Below are 26,286 nucleotides of genomic sequence, written 5' to 3'. Positions count from 1 at the left end.
ACCGCTTTCCGTAAGTATACGACCTTATTATCCCACACATAGATAGAGAATCCAAAAATTACTGGAAGATATTTGACCATTGTTCTGCCTTGAATTTATACTTACGTTAACGTGAACAATGAAGAAAGGGCGAAAATTATGAGTGAACACGAACAATACATCGAGAAAAAACAAGACCCCTCATTGAAGCTTTTTGTCGTATTGACGAAGGCGCAGCGGGCCATTGCGGACCTTGTAAAAGACGACATCAAGCGATATGAACTGAACCCGACAGAGTTCGGTGTGCTGGAGCTTTTGTATCATCAAGGGTCACAGCCACTTCAAAAAATTGGTGAGAAAATCCTTCTTGCCAGTGGAAGTATCACGTACGTCGTGGACAAGCTGGAGAAGAAAGAGTATTTGGAGCGAGTGCCTTGTCCGAAAGACCGGCGCATTACGTATGCCAGCATTACGGAAAAAGGGAAGGACCTGCTTCACGGTATTTTTCCTGACCACTGGGAGCAGATCAAGCAGATTACAGGCGGGCTGTCTGAAGAAGAGAAGAGACAAGCAGTCGACCTATTGAAGAAACTCGGCAAATACGCAGACGACCAAAAGGGCTAGCAGGAATTCGGATTTTCCTGTATAATGAAAATATTCTAAAGATTAAGGGGGGTATGGTGATGTTACAGATGCACGCAACGATGGAACAAATGAACTATTTCTGCCGTGCAATTATCCATGATTCAGCTGTCAACGGGACACGTATGTCCTTTTGTACAGGTGAATAGTGGAACATGTAACGTCTCATATCTGAACTTATGTAACGGCTGAAGTCAGAGGGAACGAGACCTCTGGCTTTTTTTGTGCCCAAAAGTCTTTAGGAGGAAAAAAGATGCTTATTACAATCAAAGATTTATATAAAATTGTCGGTGGTCGTGAGTTATTTGAGTCGCTTCAATTCGAGTTGAAGGAAGGACAGCGTGTCGGTCTGGTCGGTCGAAACGGAAGCGGGAAGTCGACGCTGTTCCGGATTATGACGAAGGAAGAACCGCTGGACGGTGGCGATTTGTTTATCCGGAAAGGGCTGACAGTCGGCTACTTGAAGCAGATTCCGGAAGAATGGCAAGGATCAGGACGAGATTACTTGACGTCTGCCTTCGAACAGTTGTTGGAAATGAAGACAAAGATGCAGCAACTTGAAAAGGACATGGTCGACCCGGAACGGATGGAGAAGGCATTAGTGGAGTATGGTGAGTGGCAGGAACGTTTTACCCAGGCGGGTGGTTACGAAATGGATTCATCCATCGACCATATCGCAAACGGTCTTCAGATCACCCACTTACTGCAGCAACCCTTCGAACGCTTGAGTGGTGGTGAGAAAACGAAGCTCGGGCTTGCGAGAATCTTACTGGAACAGCCGGGTGTTTTACTGCTTGATGAACCGACGAACCATTTGGATCTTCCGGCTATTGAGTGGCTGGAGAACTATTTGAATCAGTACGACGGGGCGATCTGTATCATTTCACACGACCGTACTTTCTTGGATCATATCGTTACGGATATCTATGATCTTGAATCAGGCGACATCGATTCGTATAGAGGAAACTATTCTTCTTTTGAAAAGCAGAAGGAAGAGAAGCTTCTCGCAGAGTTCCATCAGTATCAGGAACAGCAGAAGAAGATCAAGAAAATGAAAGAAGCGATCCGTCGTCTCAGACAATGGGCGAACGAGGCCAATCCCCCGAATCCGAAGCTGTTCAAAAAAGCGAAAAGCATGGAACGGGCACTGGAGCGGATGGAGAAAATGGACCGCCCTGTCATCGACCCGAAGAAGATGAATCTCTCATTGGAAGCGGAGGGGCGCTTAGGGAAAGACATCGTAGTGGCTGAGAACATCTGCAAGACTTATAGCGACCGTCCGATTCTAAAAGGTGTGGATCTACATGTTCGGAATAAGGAGCGTGTCGCCATCGTCGGTGGGAACGGAAGCGGGAAATCCACCCTTCTCCGCATTTTGCTTGGAGGAGAAGAAGCGGACGAAGGCAAGATCAGCCTCGGGCCGTCCGTCGAGATCGGGTACCTGCCGCAAAACCCACTTCAGGATGCGGATCCGGATATGCGGATGATCGACTACTTCCGTGAGTTCATCCGGGTCACGGAGGGAGAAGCACGGCATATCCTGGCAGGATTCATGTTTTACGGTTACGACGTCTTTCACAAGATCCGCCTGCTCAGCGGCGGTGAAAGGATGAGGTTGAAGCTTGCTGTGTTCATGCATCAGGGGATCAACGTGCTTGTGCTCGATGAGCCGACGAACCACCTCGATGTCGAATCCCAGCAGGTGCTCGAAGAAGCGGTCAACCATTTCGAAGGCACCGTCATCGGAGTCTCGCACGATCGTTATTTTCTCAATCAGTGCTTTTCTCATACAGCCTATATGGTTGGCGGGAAGCTGCATCGTTATATCGGACCTTACTCCGAGACGCGGCATAATTGGGAACAGTTAATGAATGAAGAGGTGCAGCAGGAAGTGAAGAGTCCTCCGAAGAAGCAGCCGAAACGGACGGAACGAAAGTCGTCTTCATCAGTGGAAGAAGAAATCGAGTCTCTTGAATCGGAAAAAGAACGCGTCAAGCAGGCGATGGATGCGGAAGCGGACTGGAGCCGGCTGTCTGAACTGGAGGAAGAGAAACAGAACCTCGATCAACAGCTGGAGCGTTTGTATGAAAAGTGGATGGAATCATAAGAGAAAGGCAGCGGGGATTCCGCTGTCTTTTTTTTTGTGATGACATTGTAGGAAATGTCGAGAGCAGGAGGGTCACGGCCGTTTGGGATCGTATTAGGCGTTGGGGGGGTGTGACGAAGCGTTTCTGAACGGTTTACTGGAGGCGAGTTCAGAAAAACAGCGTAGATTTACCTTTTCACGACCACTTTCGCCTTCTTATAGGCTAAAGGCAAGCATCCTTCTGTTTATAAAAGAAGAGACAGGGGAATTTCTAATGATAGATAAGCTGAAGGAGGAAGTCTACATGAATGTACTAGTCATCGGAGCAAATGGCCAGGTAGGCAGGAAGATCGTGCAGAAGTTGCAGCAAACCGAACACGAACCTGTCGCCATGGTTCGTGAATCGGATCAAGCGAAGGCGTTCAAGAAGATGGGGGTCAAAACCGTCATCGGTGATTTGGAAAAGGACTTCGAGCATGCCTTTATCGATATGGAGGCGATTATTTTTGCGGCCGGATCAGGAGGCCACACGGGTGCTGACAAGACGATTCTCATTGATCAGGAAGGCGCCATCAAAGCGATGGACCGGGCGAAGCACTTTGGAATCAAACGCTGTATCATGCTCAGTACGATAGGAGCGGATCGACCGGATCTCGGGCCGGATGATTTCAAATACTATCTTTATGCGAAGCACAGAGCAGATGAGTACTTGAAGGCGTCTGGACTTTCGTATTCCATCTTACGACCGGGAAGCCTGACGGATGAAGAAGGAACAGGCAAAGTGAAACTGCAGGAGCACCTCAATGAATTTGGTGAGATTCCTCGTGAGGACGTGGCGGCCACACTTGTAGCACTCCTGACAACCGAAGGGACGAATGGCAAAAGCTATGACGTCATCAGTGGTGAACAGCCTATCGAAGACGCTTTAGCGAATTAATGGGTAGACTTTACATTTTTTCAGGAAATAATTATCATGAAATAGGAAGTTTACAATTCTGTAATATGGGTAACATACTAATAAAAAGTAGAGAGAGTGTTGAGAAAAGGGGAGGGGCAGCTATGAGTCACACGGAGGTTGTCGTTTATACAAGTCGCGAATGCGACCAATGTAAAGTACTCATTTCCAAACTAAACGAGTGGGAAATAGATTTCGAAGAACGGAACATTTCGGATAACCGTGAGTATTTCAAAGAACTGAAGAGTCGAAAAGTCTATGGAACTCCGGCTACGTTCGTAGATGGAGAGAAGATCCTCGGTTTTCAAGAGAGAAAGCTGAAGCGGGTGCTGGGAATCCCGTACGAATCACAATTTTTTCATGACGCCATAAACTTTTCGTAGCCATCCAAGTGATCCGAGTATCACTTGTTTTTTTTTACACTTTTTTGGCTCCGCTACATAGGCTAATACTAAATATGGTCAAAAGGTGGTCCATCATGTATCCGTATAACAACCAGTGGCAGGACTGGACTCGATATCAGTCAGCCTATGTGCATGGAAAGAACGCTTATCAGAATCAAAACCGTTTTCCGAATCAGCAAGTCCCCTCGTATCCGATGTATGGATACTATGGGTATCAAATGCCTCAAGCTTCCCAACCGTATAGTTACGGATTTCCAGGTTATACTGAAAATGCCGAATACCAAAACGCTGCCTTTCAAAATACAGCCGGGAACGGATCCCAGGCCGCAAAGATTCCGAAAACCGTCATGAATTATTTCCAGGATGATGAGGGACAGTTTGATTTTGATAAAATGATGTCGACGACAGGTCAGATGATGAAAACCTTCCAACAGGTCAGCCCCCTTGTGAAAGGGCTCGGTACTTTCGTGAAGGGAATCAAGTAACGCGCCGCTTCAGCGCGTTACTTGTCGATTACATAGGAAGAGTCGGAGGTTTCGATTATGAGTGTTGGGTGTTTATGTATTCATGGTTATACAGGAAGTCCAGAAGAAGTGCAGCCGCTGGTCGATTATTTGAAGAAACGCACAGACTGGGAGTTGGTCAATCCGACTCTCCCTGGTCACGGTGAGGATCTCGACCTTGAAGGGCATTACTATCAGGAATGGATCGCAACTGCTGAATTGGCCTTATTGGATTTGAAAAAAAGGAACGACACGATCGTCATCATCGGTTTCTCCATGGGTGGGATGATCGCTTCTTATTTGGCTGCGAAGTACCACATCAAACGCCTTGTCCTTTTGTCAGCTGCAGGGAAATATGTCAGCCTGCCTCAAATGTATAAGGACGTGGTTGAGATGTCCGTCGATGCGTGGAAAGGGATGCTTCAATCCAACGAGCTTTTCCTAAGGTATCAAAAGAAATTAAAACAGACCTATTGGTTCTCAACATTAGAATTCATGAAATGCGTCCAGTTCACGAGGCCGTTCTTAGCGGACGTCCTCTGTCCGGTGCTCATTATTCAGGGAGAGCTGGACGGTATGGTGCCGAGAAGTGCTGCTGTTTTTCTCGATCATGAAATCGGAGCGGAAGATCGAGAAGTCGTCTTTCTGAAGAACTCGAAGCACCTCATATGTCACGGAGAGGACAGGGACGAGCTGTTCGACCGCGTCTTGGGATTCCTTACAGGTCTTGAGGGGGTAAAGGATGAGCCTCAAAGAAAATAATACACCCATTCAGACGCCATTTTATTATGGATGGGTGATTGTCCTGGTCGCCGGTCTTGGTGTGTTTTTCTCTGGACCAGGGCAGACGTATTCCGTGTCTATTTTCATAGATTATTATATTGAAGACTTCGGGTATTCGAGATCGGCGGTCTCAGGGATTTACTCTGGAGCGACGTTGTTAGCCGGCTTTGCCTTGTTTATGATGGGGCGGCTCGTCGATCGATTTGGGCAACGGGCAATGATGGTGGCAGTCGGACTGTTGCTGTCTTTAGCGTTGTTCTGGAATGCTTTTTTACTTGGGTCTGTCATGATGTTTTTCGGCTTCTTTATGATCCGGTTATTCGGGCAGGGATCGATGACACTGATTCCAAATACTTTGGTCCCTCAATGGTTCATTAAGAAGAGGGGGCGTGCCCTCAGTGTCATGGCAATCGGTGGCTTCGCCAGTTCCGCTCTGCTCCCGCCTCTTAATACATGGGCGATTCATGCCTTTGGCTGGCGCACCACGTGGGGGATATGGGGCGTGCTGCTGTTGGTCGTGTTTGTTCCGCTTGCGTATTTCTTCGTCCGGAACAAGCCTGAAGCAATTGGAGAAATACCTGATGGGACCCCGAAGCCTGTCCGTGGTAAGTCGAGTCCGGCTGAAACCGTAGAAGTCAATGAAACGAGCTGGACGCTGAAGGAAGCGATGTCCACACGAGCCTTCTGGTTCATCCTGTTTTGTGTGACGGTGCCGGCATTAGTGAATACGGCCATTACCTTCCACATTGTATCCATCATGGATTTGAAAGGTCTTGGGTCCGGTGTTGCGGCCTTTGTCTTATCACTCATGGCGATTATCGGGTTTCCGATCACTTTCGTGAGTGGATATCTGGTCGACCGGTTTTCGGTGCATTACATACTGGCCATCACCTTCTTCGGTCACGTGCTGACGCTTGTGATCTTATTCTTTACAAGTTCCGGTTGGATGGCCATTGCTTTTGGTGTATTCTGGGGATTCGTGAACGGGTTTGAACGGATTGTTTTATCCATTGTCTGGCCGAACTATTTTGGCAGGGAGCACTTGGGTAGTATAAAGGGGCTGGCCCAAACGGTCATGGTGATCGGTTCTGCGTTGGGACCCCTTCCATTCGGGATTTTCTATGACTGGTTCGGGGGATACCAGGAGGTCATTCTGCTGGCGATTCTGTTTCCAGTCACGGCAACGATTCTTGCTTTATTGTCACCGCAGCCGAACTATCACGAATATCATAGGTGAACGAATAATCCCCGCCAGATACCTTGTCTGGCGGGGATGTTATTAATCTCTGAAAAAGGCGATGACGATGCCGCCTTCTCCTGAATACGTGGCGATCAGTGGGCCGATATCCATGAAGAGACTCTGTTTGAAGTTGTAACGTTCTTTAATAGAATTCAAGACCGATTTCCCTCGTTCTTCATCGTTACAGTGAGAGAGCGCGATCACTTTGTCTTCAAAGTTGTGCGCGTACTCTCCGATTTGATCGACGAAGCGGCGCAGGGATTTTTTATTTCCGCGGACTTTTTCCAATACCTCGACCGATCCATCATCTGCAGCACGCATCAACAGTTTGATGTTCAATGTTTTCGCGATGGTGCCTTTCACACGATCCAAGCGGCCCCCCTTGATGACGTTCTCGAGCGTTTTCAAGATAAAGAGAGTGGTCGTCTTTTCGATTCGTTCTTCCATGTGAGCGACGATGTCATCGAAGGATCCGCCTTCATTGATTTTTCCGGCTGCTTCGTGAGTCAGAAGCGCAACACCGCAGCTTGCTGTGCGAGTATCGAGAACCGCAATCGTCCGGTCCGGTTCTTCCTCGAGAAGCATGTCCTTTCCGATGACGGCGCTCTCGTACGTACTGCTGAGACCTGAACTTAGAGCGAGCACAAGAATTTGGTCTTCGGGATCAATTTGCTTATATTTCTCATAAAAATCGTTCGGGCTTGGGGAAGAAGAGCTTGGCAGTTCATCAGATTCTTTCATTTTCTGATAAAAAGTCTGCAGATCAATCGTTTCCCCGGTCTTGTATTGTTCATCACCGAAATGAATATTTAAAGGGACGACTTGCAGTTGGTGGCGATCGACCATGCCGTCTTCGAGGTCGGCACCGCCGTCAACAAATAGATGAATTGTCATTATTACACCTGCTCTCAAGATAGATAGTTTTATTATAACGTACTTATACCTGCTGGAGTAAGGGTCCTAGCTGATGTCGTGCGTAATCTTAGGTTTGACCTTTTTCGTCGTACTGAAGATAAACATCATCAGTCCGAACAATACAATCGAACCTCCCAGCCATTGCGTCCAAGAAACAGCTTCATTCAGAATCCAGTAAGCGAGTAGGGAGGCGCCAATCGGTTCCAAAAGGACAGCCATGGAAATGGTAGAGGCGCTGAGCCACCTTAATGTCCAGTTGAATAAGGAGTGTCCGAAAAAGGTCGGGATGATCGCAAGCGCAAGGAAGATCATCCACTGGCTGCTGTCATACCCGGAAAGCGGCTGTCCAGTTGCCGTATTATATAGAAGCAGCGTAACAGCGGCCATCCCGTACACAATAAAGGTGTACGTCATAAGAGAAAGACGCTTCCTCAGGTTCTGACCGAACAGAAAGTAGCCCGTAACCATGACAGCACCAGCCACTGCCAGGGCATCTCCGAGTAAAGCGAGTCCACTGACCTGCATGTCTCCCCATCCGATGATCGCACTCCCCGTAATGGTAATGACTAAACTCAGTACGGCCCCGACGGAAAACCGCTCTTTAAAGAAGAGATACGTACCGATGAAAGCAAATACCGGCTGCAGGGCAACAAGGACGACGGAACTGGCAACCGTCGTATATTGCAGGGACTGGAACCAGAAGATGAAGTGAAGAGCTAGAAACATACCTGAGAAAATGGTAAGAATCCAATCTTTTCTGCGAACCTGTTTGATTTCGTCCATATGTTTCCATAATACATAGGGGGACATAATAAGCACAGCGAGAAGAAGACGGTAAAAGGCGATAACAGACGCAGGTGCATCTCCGGCAGATTTCACGAATATGGCAGCCGTTGAAATGGAGAGCACACCGATAAACAGAACAATATATGGATGAATCGGAGGCTTACTCATAGGGACCCTCCTCAGGTGAACAGCAGTTTTCCATCATTTTATCATTGTTCCGTTTGAAAAGCATAACGAAAATGTGTAGAATGTAGTATGTTATATGTGTTATGATGAATGAATCTATCAGGAAGATACCAGAGAAGCCTCTCCCGTGTCCTGTGGCAGAAGGCTTTTTTTACATGTATATAGGAATTAAGGTAGAAGAACTTATATTTAAAGGAGCATGAACTAGTGACAACATTTCAATCACTCGGTTTGTCAGAACCAATTCTAAAATCTTTAGATGCAATGGGTTTTGAAGAAACCACACCGATTCAAGAACAAACGATTCCGCTCGGCTTACAAGGTAAAGATGTAATCGGCCAGGCGCAGACAGGTACAGGGAAAACGGCGGCATTCGGTATTCCGATGCTCGAGAAAATTCATAAAGGAACAAAGGCGGTTCAAGGGCTTGTTATTGCCCCGACTCGTGAGCTTGCGATTCAAGTTGCAGAAGAGATGAACCGTTTAGGTAAAGGGAAAGGCGTCAAGGCGCTTCCTATTTACGGCGGATCAAACATGGAGCGTCAAATCCGTGCACTTAAATCCAACCAAATCGTAGTAGCGACACCAGGACGTCTTTTAGACCACATTCGTCGTAAAACGATCAAACTATCCCACGTTCACACAGCTGTTCTGGACGAAGCAGACGAGATGCTGAACATGGGCTTCATCGACGACATTCGCGACATTTTGAAAGCTCTACCTGAAGAGCGTCAAACGTTGCTATTCTCTGCGACGATGCCAAAAGCGATCCGCGATATCGCAACGACTTTGATGAAGAGCCCGGAAGAGGTTAAAGTCAAAGCGAAAGAAATGACTGTTGAAAACATCGAACAGTATTATGTTGAAATTCCAGAAAAGCATAAGTTCGATACGTTGACACGTCTACTTGACATTCACGATCCAGCCCTTGCTATTGTCTTCGGCCGTACAAAGCGCCGTGTAGATGAAGTAGCAGACGGACTGCAGGCTCGTGGATTCTCAGCTGAAGGTATCCACGGAGACCTTACTCAAGGAAAACGTATGTCAACGCTGAACAAGTTCAAGCGTGGACGCATCGAGATTCTTGTGGCAACAGACGTTGCTGCACGTGGTCTGGATATTTCTGAAGTATCCCACGTGTACAACTTCGACATTCCACAGGATCCGGAAAGCTACGTACACCGTATCGGTCGTACGGGTCGTGCCGGTCGTAAGGGTGAGTCTGTTTCTTTCGTTACACCACGTGAGAAAGACCAGCTGAACCTGATCGAGAAGATTACGAAGAAAACGGTAAACCGTCTGAAAGTGCCTTCTTCTGAAGAAGCAGCGCGCGGTCAGCAGAAAGTGGCTGTCGACAAGCTTGTCGATACACTTGGAAATTCTGACCTGAAGAACTACCGTCAATCTGCAAGCGAACTGCTTGAACAGCATGACGCTTCCGACCTTGTGGCGGCAGCACTTAAATTAATGACAAAAGAACGCAGCGAAGTACCTGTTCGCTTGTCCCACGTTCAGCCAATCAGCGTCAAGAACGCTCAAAAAGGCAAAGGCGGCAAGAAGAACTACCGCGGAGGCGGTAAGCGCAACTTCAACAACAAGAACAAATCCCGTAACCGTAACTTCAACGGCAAAGGGAAGCGCGGAAACTTCCAAAAGCGTAATTCCAACTCATAATTGTGAAAGCCAGGCCGGCTGACGGTCTGGCTTTTCATTTTGTTGAAGGGGTTCTGGGGAATATTGAGTGAGTTGTGGGGTGGGGAATGAGTGGATACAGAACCTAGCAACACCCAGAGTCTAAAACGGTAATCTGTGCGAACACTTAGCTATTCAAACATTTTATCCAGCATGTTTATAAAAATCTCAGTGACAAAAATCCTATAAATCAACAGGAATACCTTCTCAATAAATGGGTAACCCAGACCTTTATTCGGTCTGGGTTACCCATTTATTTCGTAAAGAAAAAAGAACCCTGCCTTTAGACAGAGTTCCGTCGTTCTACAAGTATCGTCCGAATATCGCGATCACCACTAGAAAAATGATGACGCCCCAGAAAATGTTTTTGCCGTTGCCGCCACCGAAGCGCTTCTTATTCTGCCAGCGGTTCGGGTTGAAGCGGATCTCATCATCGTCGTAGGTGCGGGAGTATTTCGCCCTCAGCTGCCACAAGGAGTACGTCCCTGCGTTGCGGAGAACAATCGGGGCGATGGCAAAGCCGCCCACCAGTCCGAACAGGTGTCCAAGAATATGAATGCCGGGGCGGAAGGTCATGACAAGACCAAGGATGAAAATGACCATGATGATTTGGGAATTGGCCTGATCGATTAAATCTTTTCGCTTAAGCACCATGTACACGTACACACCGAAGATCCCGAAGATAGCACCAGATGCACCTAGGTGTACATAGAAGGCATCAGGATTGACGAGGAATGCGCCAAGATTGGCGATGATTCCTGCGAACAAGTACGTGATGCTGAACTTCACCTTACCGAGCATCCGTTCCAGTGCCGGGCCGAAAAGTACGAGTGAGAACGAGTTGAAGAAAGCATGACCCAGCCCGTTGTGCAAGAAGATGGGCGTGACGAGCCTCCAATATTCCCCGTTCAAGACGAGGGCATTGACGCCGACGCCCCAGCTCTCGAGAGCCCGCGCGAAATCGAGCTGCAGCAGGTCAATCAAGATCCACAAGACGAGGTGAAGTGCGACAAGCCCCGAAACAATCGGATAAAAACGAAGAAATTCTTTAAATGACTCATTTCGTAAAAACATAAGTTCTGCTCCTTTTGAATGCGATCCTCTATCTATCTTTTTACCCTCTATTCATTTCGGGTATACTACAACTAGTCTATGAATATAAAGGAAGATGTATGTGATAAAAGGAATCGGAATCGATCTGATTGAATTAGATCGTATTAATCAAAGTATAAAGCGAAGCTCTCGTTTCGTTCAACGAATATTAACTCCAAAAGAACAAGAACGTTTTCATACATTAAAAGAGAAGCGGCAAACCGAATTCGTCGCCGGACGATTCGCAGCGAAAGAAGCGTTTGCCAAGTCGGTCGGGACGGGTATCGGAACCATAAGTTTTCAAGATATTGAGATTCTGCCGGACGAGCTGGGAGCGCCGACGATGCGCGTTCGCGGATTTGAAGAATATAAGATTTGGGTGTCGATCAGTCACAGCTCTACACAGGCTGTTGCACAAGTGGTTGTAGAAACAACCTGACATAAATACATAGGTTGTCTCATAACATTGTAATGCGGGTAGGAGGGAACGAATTGGATATTGTTACCGCACAAGAAATGTACGAATGGGACCGGGTTGCCATCCAGCAGGCCGGCATCACAGGTAAGATGTTAATGGAAAGTGCAGGTCGAGCTGTCGCAGAAGACATGCTGCATCATATCGGACAGAATGATCGTATCGTTGTACTCATCGGAGCCGGGAACAACGGGGGAGACGGATTCGTCATCGCTCGAACACTATTGAACCGAGGCTGCGATGTGGAAGCGTGGCAAGTCGTTCCTGATGATAAAGTGAAAGGAGACGCAGAAGCTCACCGTTCTCTTTATCTATCATCCGGTTACACGTATCGGACGAACCTTGATGAACTGGAACCTTCCTTGAAAAAGGCAGACGTCATCATTGATGCGATGCTTGGAATCGGAGTGAAGGGCACATTGCGAGAACCGTTCGCCACCATCGTACGTCAAGCGAATGATCAAAGAGCGAGGCGGTTGGCGGTCGATCTTCCGACAGGCGTCCCCGCTGATGAGAGTGACGAACAGATCGAAGCGTTCCGAGCCGATGCGACGACCATTATTGCTGCACCGAAAGTAAGCGCATTTCTCCAACGGACAAGGCCTTTTTATGGATCGTGGTCCGTTGTTGAAATCGGCTTACCTGTGACCATGCTGCCACCTCCTGACCGGGAGGTGTGGACAAAAGAAAAGGTGAAGGAGACGCTTCAGACGAGAGACAACGATTCGCATAAGGGCAGTCACGGCAAAGGAGTCATCATGGGAGGATCTAAGCTTATGCCGGGATCCATTGCCATGACATCCAGAGCCGCCCTCAGAAGCGGAGCCGGCTTGATGACCATTGCGACCGTAGATGAAGCGATTCCGTCGATTGCCCCGTTCATCCAGGAGGCGACCTTCGCTTCACTGGAGAGCCATCATGGCTTTGCATCCGGACAAGCGCCGGATCTGTCAGGCTTTGACGGACTCGCCTTCGGAATGGGGATCGGCCGGGAACCCGGGACGAACGAACTTCTTCAGGACGTTTTGAGAAAAATGGAAGCGCCCCTGCTGATTGATGCGGACGGCTTGTATGAACTGCCGCTCGATACCGTTCGTGCCCGGGAGCACCCGACGATTCTGACGCCCCACCCCGGGGAATTCGCCCGTTTAGCGGATGTCCAGGTATCGGACGTTCTCACGCACCCTTTTTCCTTGAGTCGGAAGTTTGCGTCAGAGTACGGTGTTTACCTCGTGTTGAAAGGTCCGTCCACGACCATCACATCCCCTGAAGGCAGACAACGCGTTGATGTTAGTGGTAACGCAGGTCTTGCGAAAGGCGGGAGCGGTGATGTCCTTTCCGGCATCCTGCTTGCGATGATCATGCAGAGCGGCTCCATCATGGATGCGCTCGCCAATGGCTGTGTCATCCACGGTTCGACCGCCGAGCATTTGACGGAATCGGTCCATTCGAGGACCGACCTGCTTGCGACGGATGTCATCGAGGGTCTTCCAGCGACCTTTCGTACATTTTCTTGCTGATCCATATGATCACGTTCCCTTTGTCCATAAGTAGAGACAAAGGAGTGGAGTCTTATGCAAAGACGATTTCTGATCCTATTGGCAGCTTTGTTGACGATCAGTTTACTTGCCGCTTGTGGCTCACAGTCGAAAGAAGACGTCGTTCAGAAGCTGGAGAAACAGGCAGAGGAAATGGCCGGTTACAAGGCAGAAGCTAATATGAAGATGCGGACAGGCAAAGACGAGCAGAAATATCAGATTCAAGTGTGGCACAAGAAAGATGACTTTTACCGCGTGAAGCTCCAGAATGATCAGGATGAAAAAGGCAGTCAGATCATCTTGAAGAATGACAGCGGCGTCTACGTGCTGACACCAGCTTTGAATAAGAGCTTCAAGTTCCAGAGTGATTGGCCACAGAATACAAGTCAGCCGTATTTGTACACGTCTCTGTTGAAGGACATCAAGTCTGATTCAGAATCGAAGTTTACAGCGGATGAGAACTATTACGTATTCGAAACAAAGACCAACTACCAGAACAATAAGACACTGCCTTATCAGGAAATCTATTTTGATAAGAAGTCCTATCAGCCTGTCATGGTCAAGGTGTTCGATCAGGACATGAATGCCCTTGTCGAAGTGCAGTTCGCGAACTTTGCGAAGGATGACTCGATGAAGAAAGAAGATTTCGATGTCGACACCAATATGGCGATGGCTCCGACTGAGGCACCTGTAGCTGCGATGCAGGGAGAGGAGCTCACGGAAGTTCTCTACCCTGAAGATACGATGGGTGCAGAACTTGCTGATGAAGTCGAGGTCAAAACGGATGATGGCAAAAGGATCATCATGACGTATAAAGGAGATAAGAACTTTACACTTATACAAGAGAAAGCAGAAGTTCAGGCCGCAAGCGCTCAATTTTCCGTTCCTGTGAATGGGGATCCGGTTCAGTTGGCTGATGGCGTATTCGGCGCCATGGAGCATAATCGTTTAGAATGGAACAGCAACGGTACGACCTACCAGCTGGCGAGCGATGAGTTGACAGAAGCCGAGATGGTGAACGTTGCGAGTTCCATTAACAACGGTGCGGCCAAGTAACGGAACTTTTTTAGCAGGCTGATACAGTCTGCTTTTATTTTTGTACTTTTTCTCCGTATCTTTTATTGACAGCCGCACTCCCGCGTTCAATAATAAAAGTTAAACGAAATGAGACGGAGGAGTGGAGTGCGTTGTCAATTGAAACTTTTTACCGCGATTCATGGGCTGAAGTCGAACTCTCAGCCATTGATCATAATATACGAGCGCTTCAAGAACGCTTGCAGAATGATACAGGCATTTATGCCGTCGTGAAAGCGAACGCATACGGGCACGGGGACGTCCATGTAGCCAGGCAGGCTTTGCAGTCTGGTGTGAAAGGACTGGCTGTCTCTTTACTGGATGAAGCATTAAGGCTCAGAGAAGCGGGAATTGAAGCCCCTATTCTTGTGATGGGGTGGACAAGACCTGAGGATGCCTCGATTGCCGCAGCCAACAACATTTCTGTAACAGTTTTCCAAGAGCAGTGGGTTCAACAAGTTTCATCTCATACGCTGCCCGGTCCATTGAAACTTCATATGAAATGGGATACAGGAATGGGGCGGATCGGCATTCGGACAACGGAGGAGATGCAGTCCCTCCTTCGCTTTATTAAAGATGATGAGCGTTTCATATTGGAAGCAGTGTTTACCCATTTCGCCACAGCAGACGAAGAGGATTTGCAGTTTCAATACGAGCAGGAAAGACGATTTGAACAATTATTTTCAGATTTTGAAAGGATTTGGCCGGGAAATGTCGAAATTCATACAGGGAACAGTGCTGCCAGTATGAGATTTCCGGAACGGATGAAGCATGTGGTCCGTTACGGAATCAGTATGTACGGGCTCTATCCTTCCCCGGCTGTAAAAGAAGAGCAGCCGGTAAGCTTAAAGCCTGCTTTATCGTTAAAGAGTCAACTGATTCATGTGAAGAAGCTGCAACCCGGCGAATCCGTCAGCTACGGAGCTACTTACCAAACCAGTGGGGAAGAGTGGATCGGAACCGTTCCGCTCGGCTATGCCGATGGTTGGATTCGCAAATTACAGGGGATGGACGTGCTGGTAGACGGGAAACGTCATCCAATTGTTGGAAGGATTTGTATGGATCAATTCATGATTCGGCTCGACCAGGAATATCCTATAGGGACAAAGGTTACCTTAATAGGTAAACAAGGCGAAGAAGAGGTTACCGCAGACGAGGTGGCCGATTACCTGGATACGATCAATTACGAAATACCGTGCATGATCAGTTCGCGTGTGCCGCGAATGTTTTTCCGTAACGGAGAAATAGTAGATGTAAAGAATGCGTTGTAGACAATATCCCCTATCATAGGATAGCCCGCTACACAATATACGAAAAAATTCCAGCACGCCTTTGCAATAGACACTCCCGTTTGATAAGATTAGAGTGGACTAATTGACTGGTTTTCTTTTGAGAGAAGATGGTGGAGGTGTATGGTTTTGTCCGACAGCATGCAAGAGATTATCATCCGGATTCCGGATAACCTACTCAATGAAGTGGACGGCTTCATTCAACTCGATAATAGTGATCGGAGCGATTTCATGTGTCAAGCTACTAAAATGTATTTGCGTGAGAAGAAACAACGCCATATCAGAGAATCCATGCGAAGAGGCTACATGGAGATGGCTAAAATTAATTTAAACATCGCTTCAGAAGCGTTTCAGGCTGAAGAGGAGGCAGAACACACCCTGGAGCAATTAGTGGGCGGGGTGTGAAGCCAGTGATAGTCAAACGAGGAGACGTTTATTTCGCTGATTTGTCCCCAGTTGTGGGCTCAGAGCAAGGCGGGGTGCGTCCGGTACTCATCCTGCAGAATGATATTGGTAATCGTTTCAGCCCAACCGTAATCGTAGCAGCGATTACAGCGCAAATACAAAAAGCCAAACTTCCTACTCACGTCGAAATTGATGCAAAAAAATACGGGTTCGAACGAAACTCTGTGATCCTTTTGGAACAAATCAGAACGATCGATAAACAGCGTTTGACCGATAAGATCACTCAACTTGATGATCCAATGATGCAAGAAGTGAACAAAGCATTGCAGATCAGCCTTGGATTAATCGATTTTTAAACAAACCTTATAAAAAAGATAGAGATTCCACATCCTCTCAGATGCTAAGGGCTACCTGTACACAGGTGGCTTTTTTAGTATATTTTATCACCACTAATGTTCTTAGAATGCTGTTCATTTTGTTGACTATGTACGAGCTTCGTTGGAACACCCCATCCTTTATACCAATGCCAACCGCCCTCCCTTTTCTAAAAAAAATCAACCATGTCGTAAATATTACGCTGCATCATAGGAATTATGGGGAACGATGTAGAAATAAATACATGTAGTCTTTCGTAGAAGTAGGTTTATAATAAAAGTATGTAGGGAATGGACCATGGTGCGTTTTCTTGGAAAATACTTAATGTGCCAAATGGTATGAACTTATTTGTTTTTTTGTTAAAATTATATTCAAATACTAATTGAGCGAATATGTACAAACGGGATGAAGGCGGAGGTCGAATATGGATAAGAAGTTGAAAGAGATCGTACTGGATCATAGCGATGCCATTGTGAAAATGTGGCTGGAGGAATTCGAGACCCATAAAAAGGACGACTATACATCGAACATTTCTTCAGAGATGTTTGAAAGTACGAATCGTGAATTCGTTAATGTTATTTTCAGTAGTATAGAGAATCATGGACTTTCTTCTGATCTTGATGATTTCTCGGAGCGCCTTATTAATCTTGGCTGGCCGCTGAGCTATCTGACAGACGGCATGCAGGTCTTTCGGCGTGTGACGACGGGATTCATTTTACAACAATCGGAACAGGTGGATGCGAATACATTCTCTGAAGTGTTGAGAGAAGTTGATGGATGGGTCGATCCAATTATCAATCAACTGATCAACGAATACTCAGGGAGCTGGGAACACATTGTATCCCTTCAGCGCGTAGCCTTGCAGGAGTTATCAGCACCACTGATTCCGGTCATGGAGAATATCACCATCATGCCGTTGATCGGTACCATTGATACAGAGCGTGCGAAGTTGATCATGGAGAACCTGCTCGATGGTGTCATCAAACATAACGCGGAAGTTGTGCTCATCGATATTACCGGGGTGCCGGTTGTAGACACGATGGTTGCGCATCATATCATCCAGGCTGCAGAAGCCGTGCGTTTGATCGGATCAAGATGTATTTTAGTGGGCATTCGTCCAGAGATCGCTCAGACAATTGTGAACCTGGGCATCGATCTTGGGAAGTTCCCGACGAAGAGTTCACTTCGAAAAGGATTTGAGACCGCTCTCGAATTAACGAACCGCAGAATAGAAGAAACCTACAACAAAAACGAAGATATTGAAAAACTAATTGATTCGCTAGATGGGGAGTGAAGATTTTGAGAATACCTATATTAAAGCTTCACAATTACTTGCTAATTTCCATCCAAATAGACTTAGATGATCAAACAGCGATCCAATTCCAGGAAGATTTACTGAGCAAAATCCATGAAAATGGAGCATCAGGTGTCGTCATTGATTTGACTTCCGTTGATATAATCGACTCTTTTATTGCGAAAGTATTAGGAGATGTCGTAACGATGTCAGATCTAATGGGAGCGAAAGTGGTTCTCACAGGTATTCAGCCTGCTGTGGCGATGACACTTATTGACCTGGGCATTCACTTGCAAGATGTCCCAACTGCATTAGATCTAGAACAAGGGTTGATCAAACTTCGACAGGAACTGGAGGAGTAGCCTATGGACTTCCAATCCTGTGTAAACATTAAAAAGGAGTGGGATATCGTAGGAGCGCGTCAATTGGGACGAGACATTGCGAGAAAAATCGGTTTCGGAACGGTTGATCAGGCTCGAATTGCCACTGCTATATCCGAGTTAGCCAGGAACATCTATCTATATGCGGGGACAGGGAAAGTGTGTTTTGAAGCGTTAGAAGAGATTGATCATAAAGGGATTGCGATCATTGCCATGGATAATGGCCCTGGAATTCAAGAGATTAGCCAAGTTATGGAAGATGGATTCTCTACTTCGGGAGGACTGGGAGCTGGTCTCCCGGGAGTGAAACGTTTGATGGATGAATTCGACATTCACTCTGAGGAAGGAAAGGGAACCGAGATTAGAGTAGTGAAATGGCTCCGTTAAAGGGGGTATAAAAGATGAGCACGTTAAAGCTGGACCTGGAGAACTATAAAGAATTGCTGCAGGAGTATATTCGGACGAAAGATGAACAAGCTCTATATCAAGCAGAGCAGTTCAGTAAGCAGTCGATGCAACATCAAATTTCACCTGATGAAATTATCAATGTTCACATTCAATCGTTACAGGAAATATACCCAGAAATGCCCGAGTATATTCAATCATCGATGAATTTCTTATTAGAAACTATGATTTCATACGGTCTGGCCTATCAGGAGCACCAGTCTTTACGGGAAAAACAGTTAGAGCTGAAGTCAGAGATTTCAGTTGCGGCAAATATGCAGAAGACCTTGTTGTCGACTGTGAAGCCGGAACTCGATGAAGTGGAAATCGGAGCACTCAGCGTGCCTGCTAAGCAGATGAATGGGGATTACCATCATTTCGTTTACGATAATCAAGGGAACTTAGGTATTGCTGTTGCGGACGTCATCGGAAAAGGTGTACCGGCTGCACTCTGCATGTCGATGATCAAATATTCGATGGACACGTTCCCGGAAATGAGAATGGATCCGAGTGTCATTCTCGGAAGCCTGAATCGTGTCGTAGAGAGAAACGTCGATTCCAGTATGTTTGTCACGATGTTTTACGGGCTTTACAACTCAAATGATCATACATTTTCCTATTCCTCCGCAGGGCATGAGCCTGGATTCTACTATCATAAAGAGACGGATGAATTTGAGGAAATTGATGTGCCTGGTCTTGTACTTGGTGTTTCCGCAGACACGGCTTATACACAGTACAAGAGAGAAGTGAAGCGCGGAGACATGATCATCCTCTTGACGGATGGCGTAACGGAATGCCGTCAAGGTGAGCGTTTTATCGAACAGGATGAAGTGCTGGATGTCATTAAGTCTTATTCCCACCTGCCTCCTCAAGACATTGTCGATCAAGTGTACCGACACTTTGAGCGCCTGCAGGATTTCCATTTACGTGATGATTTTACATTAATTGTGTTACGGCGTAATGTTTAAGGGAACAAGGAACGGGGTACGAGTATTTTGATTGACTTTTTTAGGAATACAGGAGGACTGTCAGATGAATTTGACTATAGATGTTTCCCATAAGGAAGATGTAGCTTACTTAACCTTAGTGGGTGAGGTGGATGCGTTCACCGCACCTAAGTTAAAAGATACCATTCTGCCACTGACGAAAGAAGAAGGCCAAGTTGTTGAAGTTGACTTTGAGCAGGTAAATTACATGGATTCCACGGGTCTTGGGGTGTTCATCAGCGCGCTTAAATCGACAAAAGAGCACAATTCTGAAATGAAGCTTATTCATATGCAGGATCGTGTTTATCGACTGTTTAAGATTACTGGTCTGACGGAAATTATGAACATCGATTCTACAGTACAAGGTGGAATGTAATAATGGAATCATTTGATTTTGTAGAAGTTAAAGTGCCGGCCAAAGCGGAATACATCGGAGTGGTCCGCCTTAGCATCTCAGGAATCGCAAACCGTATGGGCTTTACGTTCGAGGACATTGAGGACTTGAAGGTAGCCATCTCTGAAGCGATCACGAATGCCGTCAAGCACGCGTACAAAGAAACCGGTGAAGGTGAAATCACCATCGGCTTCGGCATTTACGAAAACCGTCTGGAAGTGATGGTTGCTGATCATGGAGGAAGCTTTAACTTAGGGGAAATCAAAGAAGATATCGGCCCATATAAGCAGGATGATGATATCGAAGAACTTCGTGAAGGTGGGTTCGGATTATTCTTAATTGATGCACTCATGGATAAAGTGGAGATAAATAGTAAATATGGGGTGATTGTTTTAATGACAAAATATCTCCATGAAACTGAGGTGGGTCAAGATGGCGACCAAATCTCAACATCACAATGATGAGGTGTATGAGTGGATCGAACATTTGCAAGAGCACCCAAGAGATGAAGTAATCCAAGAGAAAATCGTCCTTACGTATAAGGACCTTGTTGAATCGATCGCACGTAAATACTCAAAAAACAGCACGATTCATGAAGATCTAGTCCAAGTAGGGATGCTTGGACTGTTGGCAGCTATACGACGGTACGATCCGGATTTCGGTAAATCCTTCGAATCCTTTGCCATTCCGACAATCATTGGAGAAATCAAACGTTTCATTCGTGATAAAACATGGAGTGTGCATGTACCCCGTCGAATTAAAGAACTAGGTCCTAAAATCAAAAAAACATCAGAAGAATTGACGAGTGTTCTTCAACGCTCGCCTTCTGTTAAAGAAATTGCCGATCACTTAGAAGTATCTGAAGAAGACGTCCTTGAAACGATGGAGATGGGTAAGAGTTACAAAGCTCTTTCTGTCGATCGTAAAATCGAGGCGGATTCGGACGGAAGCACAGTGACGATTCTCGATTTGATCGGAAATGCTGAAGACGGATACTCCCATATTGATCAGCGGATGCTTTTAGAGAAAGTACTTCCTATTCTAAGTGAACGGGAGCAGGAAATTCTGCAATGTACTTATTTTGAAAATATGAGCCAGAAAGATACTGGTGAGCGTCTCGGAATTTCTCAAATGCACGTTTCCCGTCTGCAACGCCGTGCACTTCGAAAACTTAGAGAAGCTCTTCAAGCGGAGTCTATTGAGGCTTTCTGATGGACGAAACTAAACATATGAACCTGGCTGTCTACCAAAAGGCGAAGAAGGGGAACTACTACTGCGGAGACAGCTACTTTTATAAGGAAACGGAAGACGCATTTGTCTGTGCAATAGCCGATGGTTTAGGCAGCGGAGAGATGGCGCGTGAGTCATCTAAAGCTGTGATGGAAATCGTTGAAGATTATCCGGAGCTTACAATCGAATCCCTCGTCAACAAGTGTAATGAAGCTCTTGTTGGGAAGCGTGGAGTTGTGCTTGGGATTCTTCGGATTGATTTTCGCTCACAAACCTATTCGTATTCATCGATTGGGAATATTGGTGTAATTATCGTGAGTGCGGAAGGTAAGAAAAGTAGAAACATCCCCCTCGCCGGCTATTTGGCTGGATTCCCGAGAAAGCTGCGTGTATCTCAAGGGAAAGTCGAAGAGGGAATGAAGTTTCTCATGTTCTCTGATGGCGTCAATGATCGTCGATTTCCTCTTAAGCGCGTACACACGGATGGTGTGGACCGCATTATTGAACATTATAAAGAGCTGTATGGTCAGTCAAGGGATGATGATACGACTTTGATTGCCATGGAGTACGAATAAGAAGACCTCATTCTAATAGAAAGAATGGGGTCTTTTTGCGTTCTTATGTAGAGCTGTGAAAACTTAATCCTCCTTTGTGTGCACGTATAGGTAGGGAGAATTTGATACAATACAGATAGAGGAAGAGAAGGAGGGCTACGCATTGAGTGAAGAAACATTGAACCCTGAGTGGATCAAACGAGTAGCGACACAGGCTGGGTTGAAACAGCAGCCGGTCGAAAAAGTCATTACCTTATTAAATGAAGGAAACACCGTACCTTTCATCGCCAGATACCGTAAGGAGCTGACGGGCGGACTAGATGAGGTGCAGATTAAATCCATAGAAGACCAGTGGAATTATGTGCAGAACTTAGAACAACGGAAAGATGAAGTGGTCCGGCTTATTGATGAGCAGGGCAAGCTGACTGACGAACTAAGAAAAGAAATCGAATCGTCGACTCAACTTCAGAAAGTCGAGGATCTTTACCGTCCCTATAAACAAAAGAGAAGAACAAGAGCGACAATCGCTAAAGAGAAAGGTCTCGAACCTCTTGCCTTGAAGGTGTGGGAGCAGCAAGCGTTCGACTTTGAGAAGGAGGGGGAGACATACTTCTCGGAGGAGCATGAGCTCACTACGTTGGAAGATGTGCAGTCCGGCGTCAATGATATCTTAGCCGAGTGGATCTCCGACGACCCAGCTTATCGTGAACAGATCCGAAAACAAACCCTTCAGAAGGGGACGATCTCGTCGAAGGAGAAAAAGGCCGAAGAAGACGAGAAGGGCATCTTCGAAATGTATTACGACTATCAGGAACCTGTAAGACAAGTCGTCTCCCACCGCGTGCTGGCTTTGAATCGTGGGGAAAAAGAGGGCGTACTGAAAGTGTCCGTAGAACCGCCTGAAGATTCAATTGTGCAGTATCTAGAAAGACAGGTGATCAAGAAAGGGACGGCAGAGTCCTTGCGCGGTCTTCTTGATGATGCCTTGCAGGATGCTTATAAGCGATTGATCCAACCATCAATCGAAAGGGAGATCCGTAACCATCTGTCCGAGCAGGCAGAAGAGCAGGCGATTGAAGTCTTCTCCAGTAACTTAAGAAACTTGCTCCTGCAGCCACCTTTAAAAGGAAAAATCGTACTTGGCATTGATCCGGCGTTTCGGACAGGCTGTAAACTCGCAGCCGTAGACGAGACAGGAAAAGTGCTCGATATCTCGGTGATCTATCCGACAGCACCGAAGAACGATATTGCAGGCGCAGAGAAGACGATCTTGAACTTTATGAAGAAGCATCCTATAGAACTGATGGCGATCGGGAACGGCACAGCTTCCCGTGAAACGGAGCATTTCGTCGCCGAAATGATTCAGAAACACAACCTGGATGTTTCCTATATGATCGTCAATGAAGCAGGGGCCAGTGTATACTCTGCCTCGACTCTTGCACGAGAGGAATTCCCGGATTTAAAAGTAGAAGAAAGAAGTGCGGTTTCTATTGCGCGTCGTGTACAGGACCCATTAGCCGAGCTTGTTAAGATTGATCCTAAATCAATCGGAGTCGGACAGTACCAACATGATGTCAGTCAAAAAAACCTGAACGAGTCGTTGAGGTTCGTTGTCGAAACGGTTGTTAACCAAGTAGGGGTGAACGTCAATACAGCATCCAGCTCTTTACTTCAATATGTATCAGGGCTGAGTAAGACGGTAGCGAACAATGTTGTGAAGAAAAGGGAAGAAGTCGGCAAATTCCGTAAGCGTTCGGAGTTGAAGGATATTCCACGTCTCGGTGCTAAAACCTATGAGCAGAGTATCGGATTTCTGCGCATATTGGATGGGGAAGAGCCGTTGGATCGTACATCCATCCACCCCGAAAGCTATAAAGCAACAAGGTCTCTCCTGAAAATGGTTCATGCATCCGTAACCGATCTTGGTACCGACCGCGTCGCTGACGAATTGAATCAACTCGATTCATCAGAAACAGCAGACGCTTTAGGGATCGGGAAACTAACGCTTGAAGATATCAAGAAGGCACTCGTTCAACCAGGAAGAGATCCTCGTGATGATCTGCCTAAGCCACTACTGAAAACGAATGTGCTTTCAATGGAAGATTTGGAACAGGGGATGGAGCTCGAAGGGACGGTTCGTAACGTAGTCGACTTCGGTGCCTTCGTCGATATCGGTGTCAAACAAGATGGGCTTGTTCATATATCGAAACTTGCCAATCGTTACGTGAAGCACCCGATGGATGTTGTAGCTGTCGGTGATGTCGTCACAGTATGGGTTGATTCCGTAGATGTGAAAAAACAACGCATCGCTCTTACGATGATGAAGAAATAAAAACGTCAATAACCCGGGGGCTTATGCTTCCGGGTTATTTATATAAATGCTGATAGTAGTACCAACATTGATTAAGCATTTTAATCTGATACTTATCCTTATTGAAGAAGGCTTTTGACATTTGCTTCTGTAACCAAGAAGGCATCGACCTCCACCCCTTCCATAGAATTTGTGTGTTATGATACATTATGCAAAGAGACGAGGAGGTGTGAAGAAGTGGCGATGGAACAATCCGCACTACGCAATTGGACAAATGAATTATCCGAAACGTATTTCTCCAAACCTTTTGTAGATGACGTCATGTTCAACCCCCGCTTACGAACGACAGGAGGGCGTTATATTCCTTCCAAGCGCGTAATCGAATTAAACCCTAAGTATTTAAAGGAATTAGGGGAAGAGGAATTCGCTGGTATCATTAAGCATGAGCTCTGTCATTATCATTTGCATATTGAAGGGAAAGGATTCGGACACGGCGATCCCGAATTCAAGGAGCTGTTAAGAGTGACTGGATCACCTAGACACTGCAGCCCGCTGCCTTCTGAACGAGTGAAAACCTACCATCAATATCAGTGTCAATCATGCGGTAAGACTTATGAGCGCAAGAGAAAAGTCGATACATCCAAGTACTGCTGTGGAAAATGTAAAGGGAAATTAAAAAAGATATCGAAAATCCATTGACGGAATAGGGACAGCGTGTTAAATTTATAAAGGTCGATTGAGACAAGCCAATAACCGCAAAGAAACAACTTATTTTTTTGCGAAAAAGGTTTGACATTATCGGCAGGATGTTATAAGATATAAATCGTCGCTGATGATAACGAACTTTACAGCGAAACAAAAATACTTACATTCCAACGTAGCTCAGTGGTAGAGCAATCGGCTGTTAACCGATCGGTCGTAGGTTCGAATCCTACCGTTGGAGCCATTACGGAGAAGTACTCAAGTGGCTGAAGAGGCGCCCCTGCTAAGGGTGTAGGTCGCGTAAGCGGCGCGAGGGTTCAAATCCCTCCTTCTCCGCCATTATTATCTTTACAATAATGGCCCGTTGGTCAAGTGGTTAAGACACCGCCCTTTCACGGCGGTATCACGGGTTCGAATCCCGTACGGGTCACTTTAATTTCATTAGGTCCGGTAGTTCAGTTGGTTAGAATGCCTGCCTGTCACGCAGGAGGTCGCGGGTTCGAGTCCCGTCCGGACCGCCATTACATGTTTGGGCCATAGCCAAGCGGTAAGGCAACGGTTTTTGGTACCGTCATGCGCTGGTTCGAATCCAGCTGGCCCAGCCATTTTCTTTTGAAAAAGTGGTTGACAAAACAAAATAAACGTTATATGATATATCTTGTGCTTAAAAAAACAAGAACATATCAAACTAGCGATCTTGAAGTAAACTTTCAATTACTGAGAGCCATTAGCTCAGCTGGTAGAGCATCTGACTTTTAATCAGAGGGTCGAAGGTTCGAATCCTTCATGGCTCACCATTGTAACATGCGGGTGTGGTGGAATTGGCAGACACGCTAGATTTAGGATCTAGTGCTTCACGGCGTGGGGGTTCAAGTCCCTCCACCCGCACTTTTCAATTTTACCTACCATGATTAGCATCAATTAAACATTTGCGGTCGTGGCGGAATCGGCAGACGCGCTAGGTTGAGGGCCTAGTGGGGGCAACCCCGTGGAGGTTCAAGTCCTCTCGGCCGCACCATTAAAACTTTTTAAAAAAAGTCCTTGCGTTAAACCGAAAGAAATGATACAATAAATATTGTCGCTTCAAAAGGCGCCCGTAGCTCAATTGGATAGAGCGTCTGACTACGGATCAGAAGGTTAGGGGTTCGACTCCTCTCGGGCGCGCCATTTACTTACGGGAAGTAGCTCAGCTTGGTAGAGCACTTGGTTTGGGACCAAGGGGTCGCAGGTTCGAATCCTGTCTTCCCGACCATCCGAGTTACTTACTTAAAATATCATATGCGGGTGTAGTTTAGTGGTAAAACCTCAGCCTTCCAAGCTGATGATGAGGGTTCGATTCCCTTCACCCGCTCCATTAAATGTTTTACCTTTGGGGCCTGTAGCTCAGTTGGTTAGAGCGCACGCCTGATAAGCGTGAGGTCGGTGGTTCAAGTCCACTCAGGCCCACCATTGTAACATTTTGATCTTTGAAAACTGAACGAACCAACCAGTACGTCAATATTTTCTTCTTAGTGAAGAAAAGACAACGAGCACATTTCGATGTGCAAATGAGCAAGTCAAACTTAACTTTTA

The 26,286-nt window shown here is 46.5% G+C and carries 29 protein-coding genes and 12 tRNA genes; 37 read left to right on the top strand and 4 right to left on the bottom strand.

Going from position 1 to position 26,286, the window contains the following annotated elements; all coding sequences use genetic code 11:
* Positions 1 to 138 precede the first annotated feature (138 nt).
* From LCM20_RS19665 to LCM20_RS19635, 8 genes are all read left to right on the top strand, one after another.
* Positions 139 to 603, top strand: coding sequence for a MarR family winged helix-turn-helix transcriptional regulator (locus tag LCM20_RS19665; protein WP_225197183.1), 465 nt, complete (start codon positions 139 to 141; stop codon positions 601 to 603).
* Between the two features lie 59 nt (positions 604 to 662).
* Entirely contained in the window at positions 663 to 770 is a 108-nt protein-coding gene (locus tag LCM20_RS20235) for an RAxF-45 family protein (RefSeq protein WP_318247336.1), read from the top strand.
* Between the two features lie 104 nt (positions 771 to 874).
* Positions 875 to 2,728, top strand: a complete 1,854-nt coding sequence (gene abc-f / locus LCM20_RS19660) for a ribosomal protection-like ABC-F family protein (protein ID WP_225197182.1) — start codon at positions 875 to 877, stop codon at positions 2,726 to 2,728.
* A 283-nt stretch (positions 2,729 to 3,011) separates the two neighbouring features.
* Entirely contained in the window at positions 3,012 to 3,644 is a 633-nt protein-coding gene (locus LCM20_RS19655) for an SDR family oxidoreductase (RefSeq protein WP_225197181.1), read from the top strand.
* Between the two features lie 122 nt (positions 3,645 to 3,766).
* A complete protein-coding gene (locus LCM20_RS19650) occupies positions 3,767 to 4,045 on the top strand; it encodes a glutaredoxin family protein (protein ID WP_225197180.1) in 279 nt (92 codons plus the stop codon).
* 95 nt (positions 4,046 to 4,140) lie between these two features.
* Positions 4,141 to 4,551, top strand: a complete 411-nt coding sequence (locus LCM20_RS19645) for a YppG family protein (RefSeq protein ID WP_225197179.1) — start codon at positions 4,141 to 4,143, stop codon at positions 4,549 to 4,551.
* Between the two features lie 57 nt (positions 4,552 to 4,608).
* Positions 4,609 to 5,331, top strand: a complete 723-nt coding sequence (locus tag LCM20_RS19640; RefSeq protein WP_225197178.1) for an alpha/beta hydrolase — start codon at positions 4,609 to 4,611, stop codon at positions 5,329 to 5,331.
* On the top strand, positions 5,312 to 6,589 hold the full coding sequence (locus tag LCM20_RS19635; protein WP_225197177.1) for an MFS transporter: 1,278 nt from the start codon (positions 5,312 to 5,314) through the stop codon (positions 6,587 to 6,589). The genes LCM20_RS19640 and LCM20_RS19635 overlap by 20 nt, the downstream gene beginning before the upstream one ends.
* A 42-nt stretch (positions 6,590 to 6,631) precedes the next feature.
* Here LCM20_RS19635 and LCM20_RS19630 read toward each other — a convergent pair whose 3' ends face one another.
* Positions 6,632 to 7,486, bottom strand: a complete 855-nt coding sequence (locus LCM20_RS19630; protein ID WP_225197176.1) for a DegV family protein — start codon at positions 7,484 to 7,486, stop codon at positions 6,632 to 6,634.
* Between the two features lie 66 nt (positions 7,487 to 7,552).
* Entirely contained in the window at positions 7,553 to 8,461 is a 909-nt protein-coding gene (locus tag LCM20_RS19625) for a DMT family transporter (RefSeq protein WP_225197175.1), read from the bottom strand.
* A gap of 225 nt (positions 8,462 to 8,686) precedes the next feature.
* On the opposite strand from LCM20_RS19625, the gene LCM20_RS19620 reads away from it, so the two are divergent.
* Positions 8,687 to 10,153, top strand: a complete 1,467-nt coding sequence (locus tag LCM20_RS19620) for a DEAD/DEAH box helicase (RefSeq protein ID WP_318247335.1) — start codon at positions 8,687 to 8,689, stop codon at positions 10,151 to 10,153.
* A gap of 321 nt (positions 10,154 to 10,474) precedes the next feature.
* On the opposite strand, the gene LCM20_RS19615 is transcribed toward LCM20_RS19620, so the two are convergent.
* The gene (locus tag LCM20_RS19615; protein ID WP_225197174.1) at positions 10,475 to 11,245 is read right to left on the bottom strand and encodes a rhomboid family intramembrane serine protease; all 771 of its coding nucleotides are present in this window, start codon (positions 11,243 to 11,245) and stop codon (positions 10,475 to 10,477) included.
* A 100-nt stretch (positions 11,246 to 11,345) separates the two neighbouring features.
* On the opposite strand from LCM20_RS19615, the gene acpS reads away from it, so the two are divergent.
* The 15 genes from acpS (at position 11,346) to LCM20_RS19540 (ending at position 24,033) form a co-directional block, all read left to right on the top strand.
* On the top strand, positions 11,346 to 11,702 hold the full coding sequence (gene acpS, locus LCM20_RS19610) for a holo-ACP synthase (RefSeq protein ID WP_225197173.1): 357 nt from the start codon (positions 11,346 to 11,348) through the stop codon (positions 11,700 to 11,702).
* A gap of 53 nt (positions 11,703 to 11,755) precedes the next feature.
* Positions 11,756 to 13,258, top strand: a complete 1,503-nt coding sequence (locus LCM20_RS19605; RefSeq protein WP_225197172.1) for an NAD(P)H-hydrate dehydratase — start codon at positions 11,756 to 11,758, stop codon at positions 13,256 to 13,258.
* Positions 13,259 to 13,312: 54 nt separating this feature from the next.
* The gene (locus LCM20_RS19600) at positions 13,313 to 14,332 is read left to right on the top strand and encodes a LolA family protein (protein ID WP_225197171.1); all 1,020 of its coding nucleotides are present in this window, start codon (positions 13,313 to 13,315) and stop codon (positions 14,330 to 14,332) included.
* Between the two features lie 131 nt (positions 14,333 to 14,463).
* Positions 14,464 to 15,621: an alanine racemase gene (alr, locus tag LCM20_RS19595; RefSeq protein WP_225197170.1), complete on the top strand. Its 1,158-nt coding sequence runs from the start codon at positions 14,464 to 14,466 to the stop codon at positions 15,619 to 15,621.
* 141 nt (positions 15,622 to 15,762) lie between these two features.
* Positions 15,763 to 16,044 (top strand): CopG family ribbon-helix-helix protein, encoded by a 282-nt coding sequence (locus LCM20_RS19590; RefSeq protein WP_225197169.1) that lies wholly within the window; start codon positions 15,763 to 15,765, stop codon positions 16,042 to 16,044.
* 5 nt (positions 16,045 to 16,049) lie between these two features.
* Positions 16,050 to 16,400, top strand: a complete 351-nt coding sequence (locus LCM20_RS19585; RefSeq protein ID WP_079477431.1) for a type II toxin-antitoxin system PemK/MazF family toxin — start codon at positions 16,050 to 16,052, stop codon at positions 16,398 to 16,400.
* Between the two features lie 443 nt (positions 16,401 to 16,843).
* The gene (locus LCM20_RS19580) at positions 16,844 to 17,713 is read left to right on the top strand and encodes an RsbT co-antagonist protein RsbRA (protein ID WP_225197168.1); all 870 of its coding nucleotides are present in this window, start codon (positions 16,844 to 16,846) and stop codon (positions 17,711 to 17,713) included.
* 5 nt (positions 17,714 to 17,718) lie between these two features.
* Entirely contained in the window at positions 17,719 to 18,075 is a 357-nt protein-coding gene (locus LCM20_RS19575) for an STAS domain-containing protein (RefSeq protein WP_263622205.1), read from the top strand.
* 3 nt (positions 18,076 to 18,078) lie between these two features.
* On the top strand, positions 18,079 to 18,480 hold the full coding sequence (locus LCM20_RS19570) for an anti-sigma regulatory factor (protein ID WP_225197166.1): 402 nt from the start codon (positions 18,079 to 18,081) through the stop codon (positions 18,478 to 18,480).
* Between the two features lie 14 nt (positions 18,481 to 18,494).
* Positions 18,495 to 19,505 carry a PP2C family protein-serine/threonine phosphatase gene (locus tag LCM20_RS19565; RefSeq protein WP_225197165.1) on the top strand — a complete coding sequence of 337 codons (1,011 nt, stop codon included), beginning with the start codon at positions 18,495 to 18,497 and terminating at the stop codon, positions 19,503 to 19,505.
* A 64-nt stretch (positions 19,506 to 19,569) separates the two neighbouring features.
* Positions 19,570 to 19,899, top strand: a complete 330-nt coding sequence (locus tag LCM20_RS19560) for an STAS domain-containing protein (RefSeq protein ID WP_225197164.1) — start codon at positions 19,570 to 19,572, stop codon at positions 19,897 to 19,899.
* A 2-nt stretch (positions 19,900 to 19,901) separates the two neighbouring features.
* Positions 19,902 to 20,378 (top strand): anti-sigma B factor RsbW, encoded by a 477-nt coding sequence (gene rsbW, locus LCM20_RS19555; protein WP_263622204.1) that lies wholly within the window; start codon positions 19,902 to 19,904, stop codon positions 20,376 to 20,378.
* Complete coding sequence (gene sigB / locus LCM20_RS19550) at positions 20,350 to 21,129, top strand: RNA polymerase sigma factor SigB (RefSeq protein ID WP_225197163.1); 780 nt, start codon at positions 20,350 to 20,352, stop codon at positions 21,127 to 21,129. The genes rsbW and sigB overlap by 29 nt, the downstream gene beginning before the upstream one ends.
* On the top strand, positions 21,129 to 21,722 hold the full coding sequence (locus LCM20_RS19545; RefSeq protein WP_225197162.1) for a PP2C family serine/threonine-protein phosphatase: 594 nt from the start codon (positions 21,129 to 21,131) through the stop codon (positions 21,720 to 21,722). The genes sigB and LCM20_RS19545 overlap by 1 nt, the downstream gene beginning before the upstream one ends.
* A gap of 142 nt (positions 21,723 to 21,864) precedes the next feature.
* A complete protein-coding gene (locus LCM20_RS19540) occupies positions 21,865 to 24,033 on the top strand; it encodes a Tex family protein (protein WP_412098012.1) in 2,169 nt (722 codons plus the stop codon).
* Positions 24,034 to 24,067: 34 nt separating this feature from the next.
* Here LCM20_RS19540 and cmpA read toward each other — a convergent pair whose 3' ends face one another.
* On the bottom strand, positions 24,068 to 24,178 hold the full coding sequence (gene cmpA, locus LCM20_RS19535) for a cortex morphogenetic protein CmpA (RefSeq protein WP_225197161.1): 111 nt from the start codon (positions 24,176 to 24,178) through the stop codon (positions 24,068 to 24,070).
* Positions 24,179 to 24,255: 77 nt separating this feature from the next.
* Between cmpA and LCM20_RS19530 the strand changes: the two genes are divergently transcribed.
* From LCM20_RS19530 to LCM20_RS19470, 13 genes are all read left to right on the top strand, one after another.
* Positions 24,256 to 24,711 carry a SprT family protein gene (locus LCM20_RS19530; RefSeq protein ID WP_225197193.1) on the top strand — a complete coding sequence of 152 codons (456 nt, stop codon included), beginning with the start codon at positions 24,256 to 24,258 and terminating at the stop codon, positions 24,709 to 24,711.
* Positions 24,712 to 24,883: 172 nt separating this feature from the next.
* Positions 24,884 to 24,958 (top strand) — tRNA-Asn (locus tag LCM20_RS19525).
* A 4-nt stretch (positions 24,959 to 24,962) separates the two neighbouring features.
* A tRNA-Ser gene (locus tag LCM20_RS19520) sits at positions 24,963 to 25,053 on the top strand.
* A gap of 19 nt (positions 25,054 to 25,072) precedes the next feature.
* A tRNA-Glu gene (locus LCM20_RS19515) sits at positions 25,073 to 25,144 on the top strand.
* A gap of 14 nt (positions 25,145 to 25,158) precedes the next feature.
* Positions 25,159 to 25,235, top strand: a tRNA-Asp gene (locus tag LCM20_RS19510).
* A 9-nt stretch (positions 25,236 to 25,244) separates the two neighbouring features.
* Positions 25,245 to 25,319 (top strand) — tRNA-Gln (locus LCM20_RS19505).
* 116 nt (positions 25,320 to 25,435) lie between these two features.
* Positions 25,436 to 25,511, top strand: a tRNA-Lys gene (locus LCM20_RS19500).
* Positions 25,512 to 25,520: 9 nt separating this feature from the next.
* Positions 25,521 to 25,602 (top strand) — tRNA-Leu (locus LCM20_RS19495).
* A 43-nt stretch (positions 25,603 to 25,645) separates the two neighbouring features.
* Positions 25,646 to 25,732: transfer RNA gene (locus LCM20_RS19490), tRNA-Leu, on the top strand.
* Positions 25,733 to 25,804: 72 nt separating this feature from the next.
* Positions 25,805 to 25,881, top strand: a tRNA-Arg gene (locus tag LCM20_RS19485).
* Positions 25,882 to 25,889: 8 nt separating this feature from the next.
* A tRNA-Pro gene (locus tag LCM20_RS19480) sits at positions 25,890 to 25,966 on the top strand.
* 28 nt (positions 25,967 to 25,994) lie between these two features.
* A tRNA-Gly gene (locus tag LCM20_RS19475) sits at positions 25,995 to 26,068 on the top strand.
* Positions 26,069 to 26,086: 18 nt separating this feature from the next.
* Positions 26,087 to 26,163, top strand: a tRNA-Ile gene (locus LCM20_RS19470).
* Positions 26,164 to 26,286 lie beyond the last annotated feature (123 nt).

Origin of the sequence: Halobacillus litoralis (assembly GCF_020171725.1) — a bacterium.
Taxonomy (GTDB): Bacteria; Bacillota; Bacilli; order Bacillales; family Halobacillaceae; genus Halobacillus; species Halobacillus litoralis_F.
Note: the sequence above shows the minus strand (reverse complement) of the source record. Positions and strands in the feature narration are given on the sequence as shown.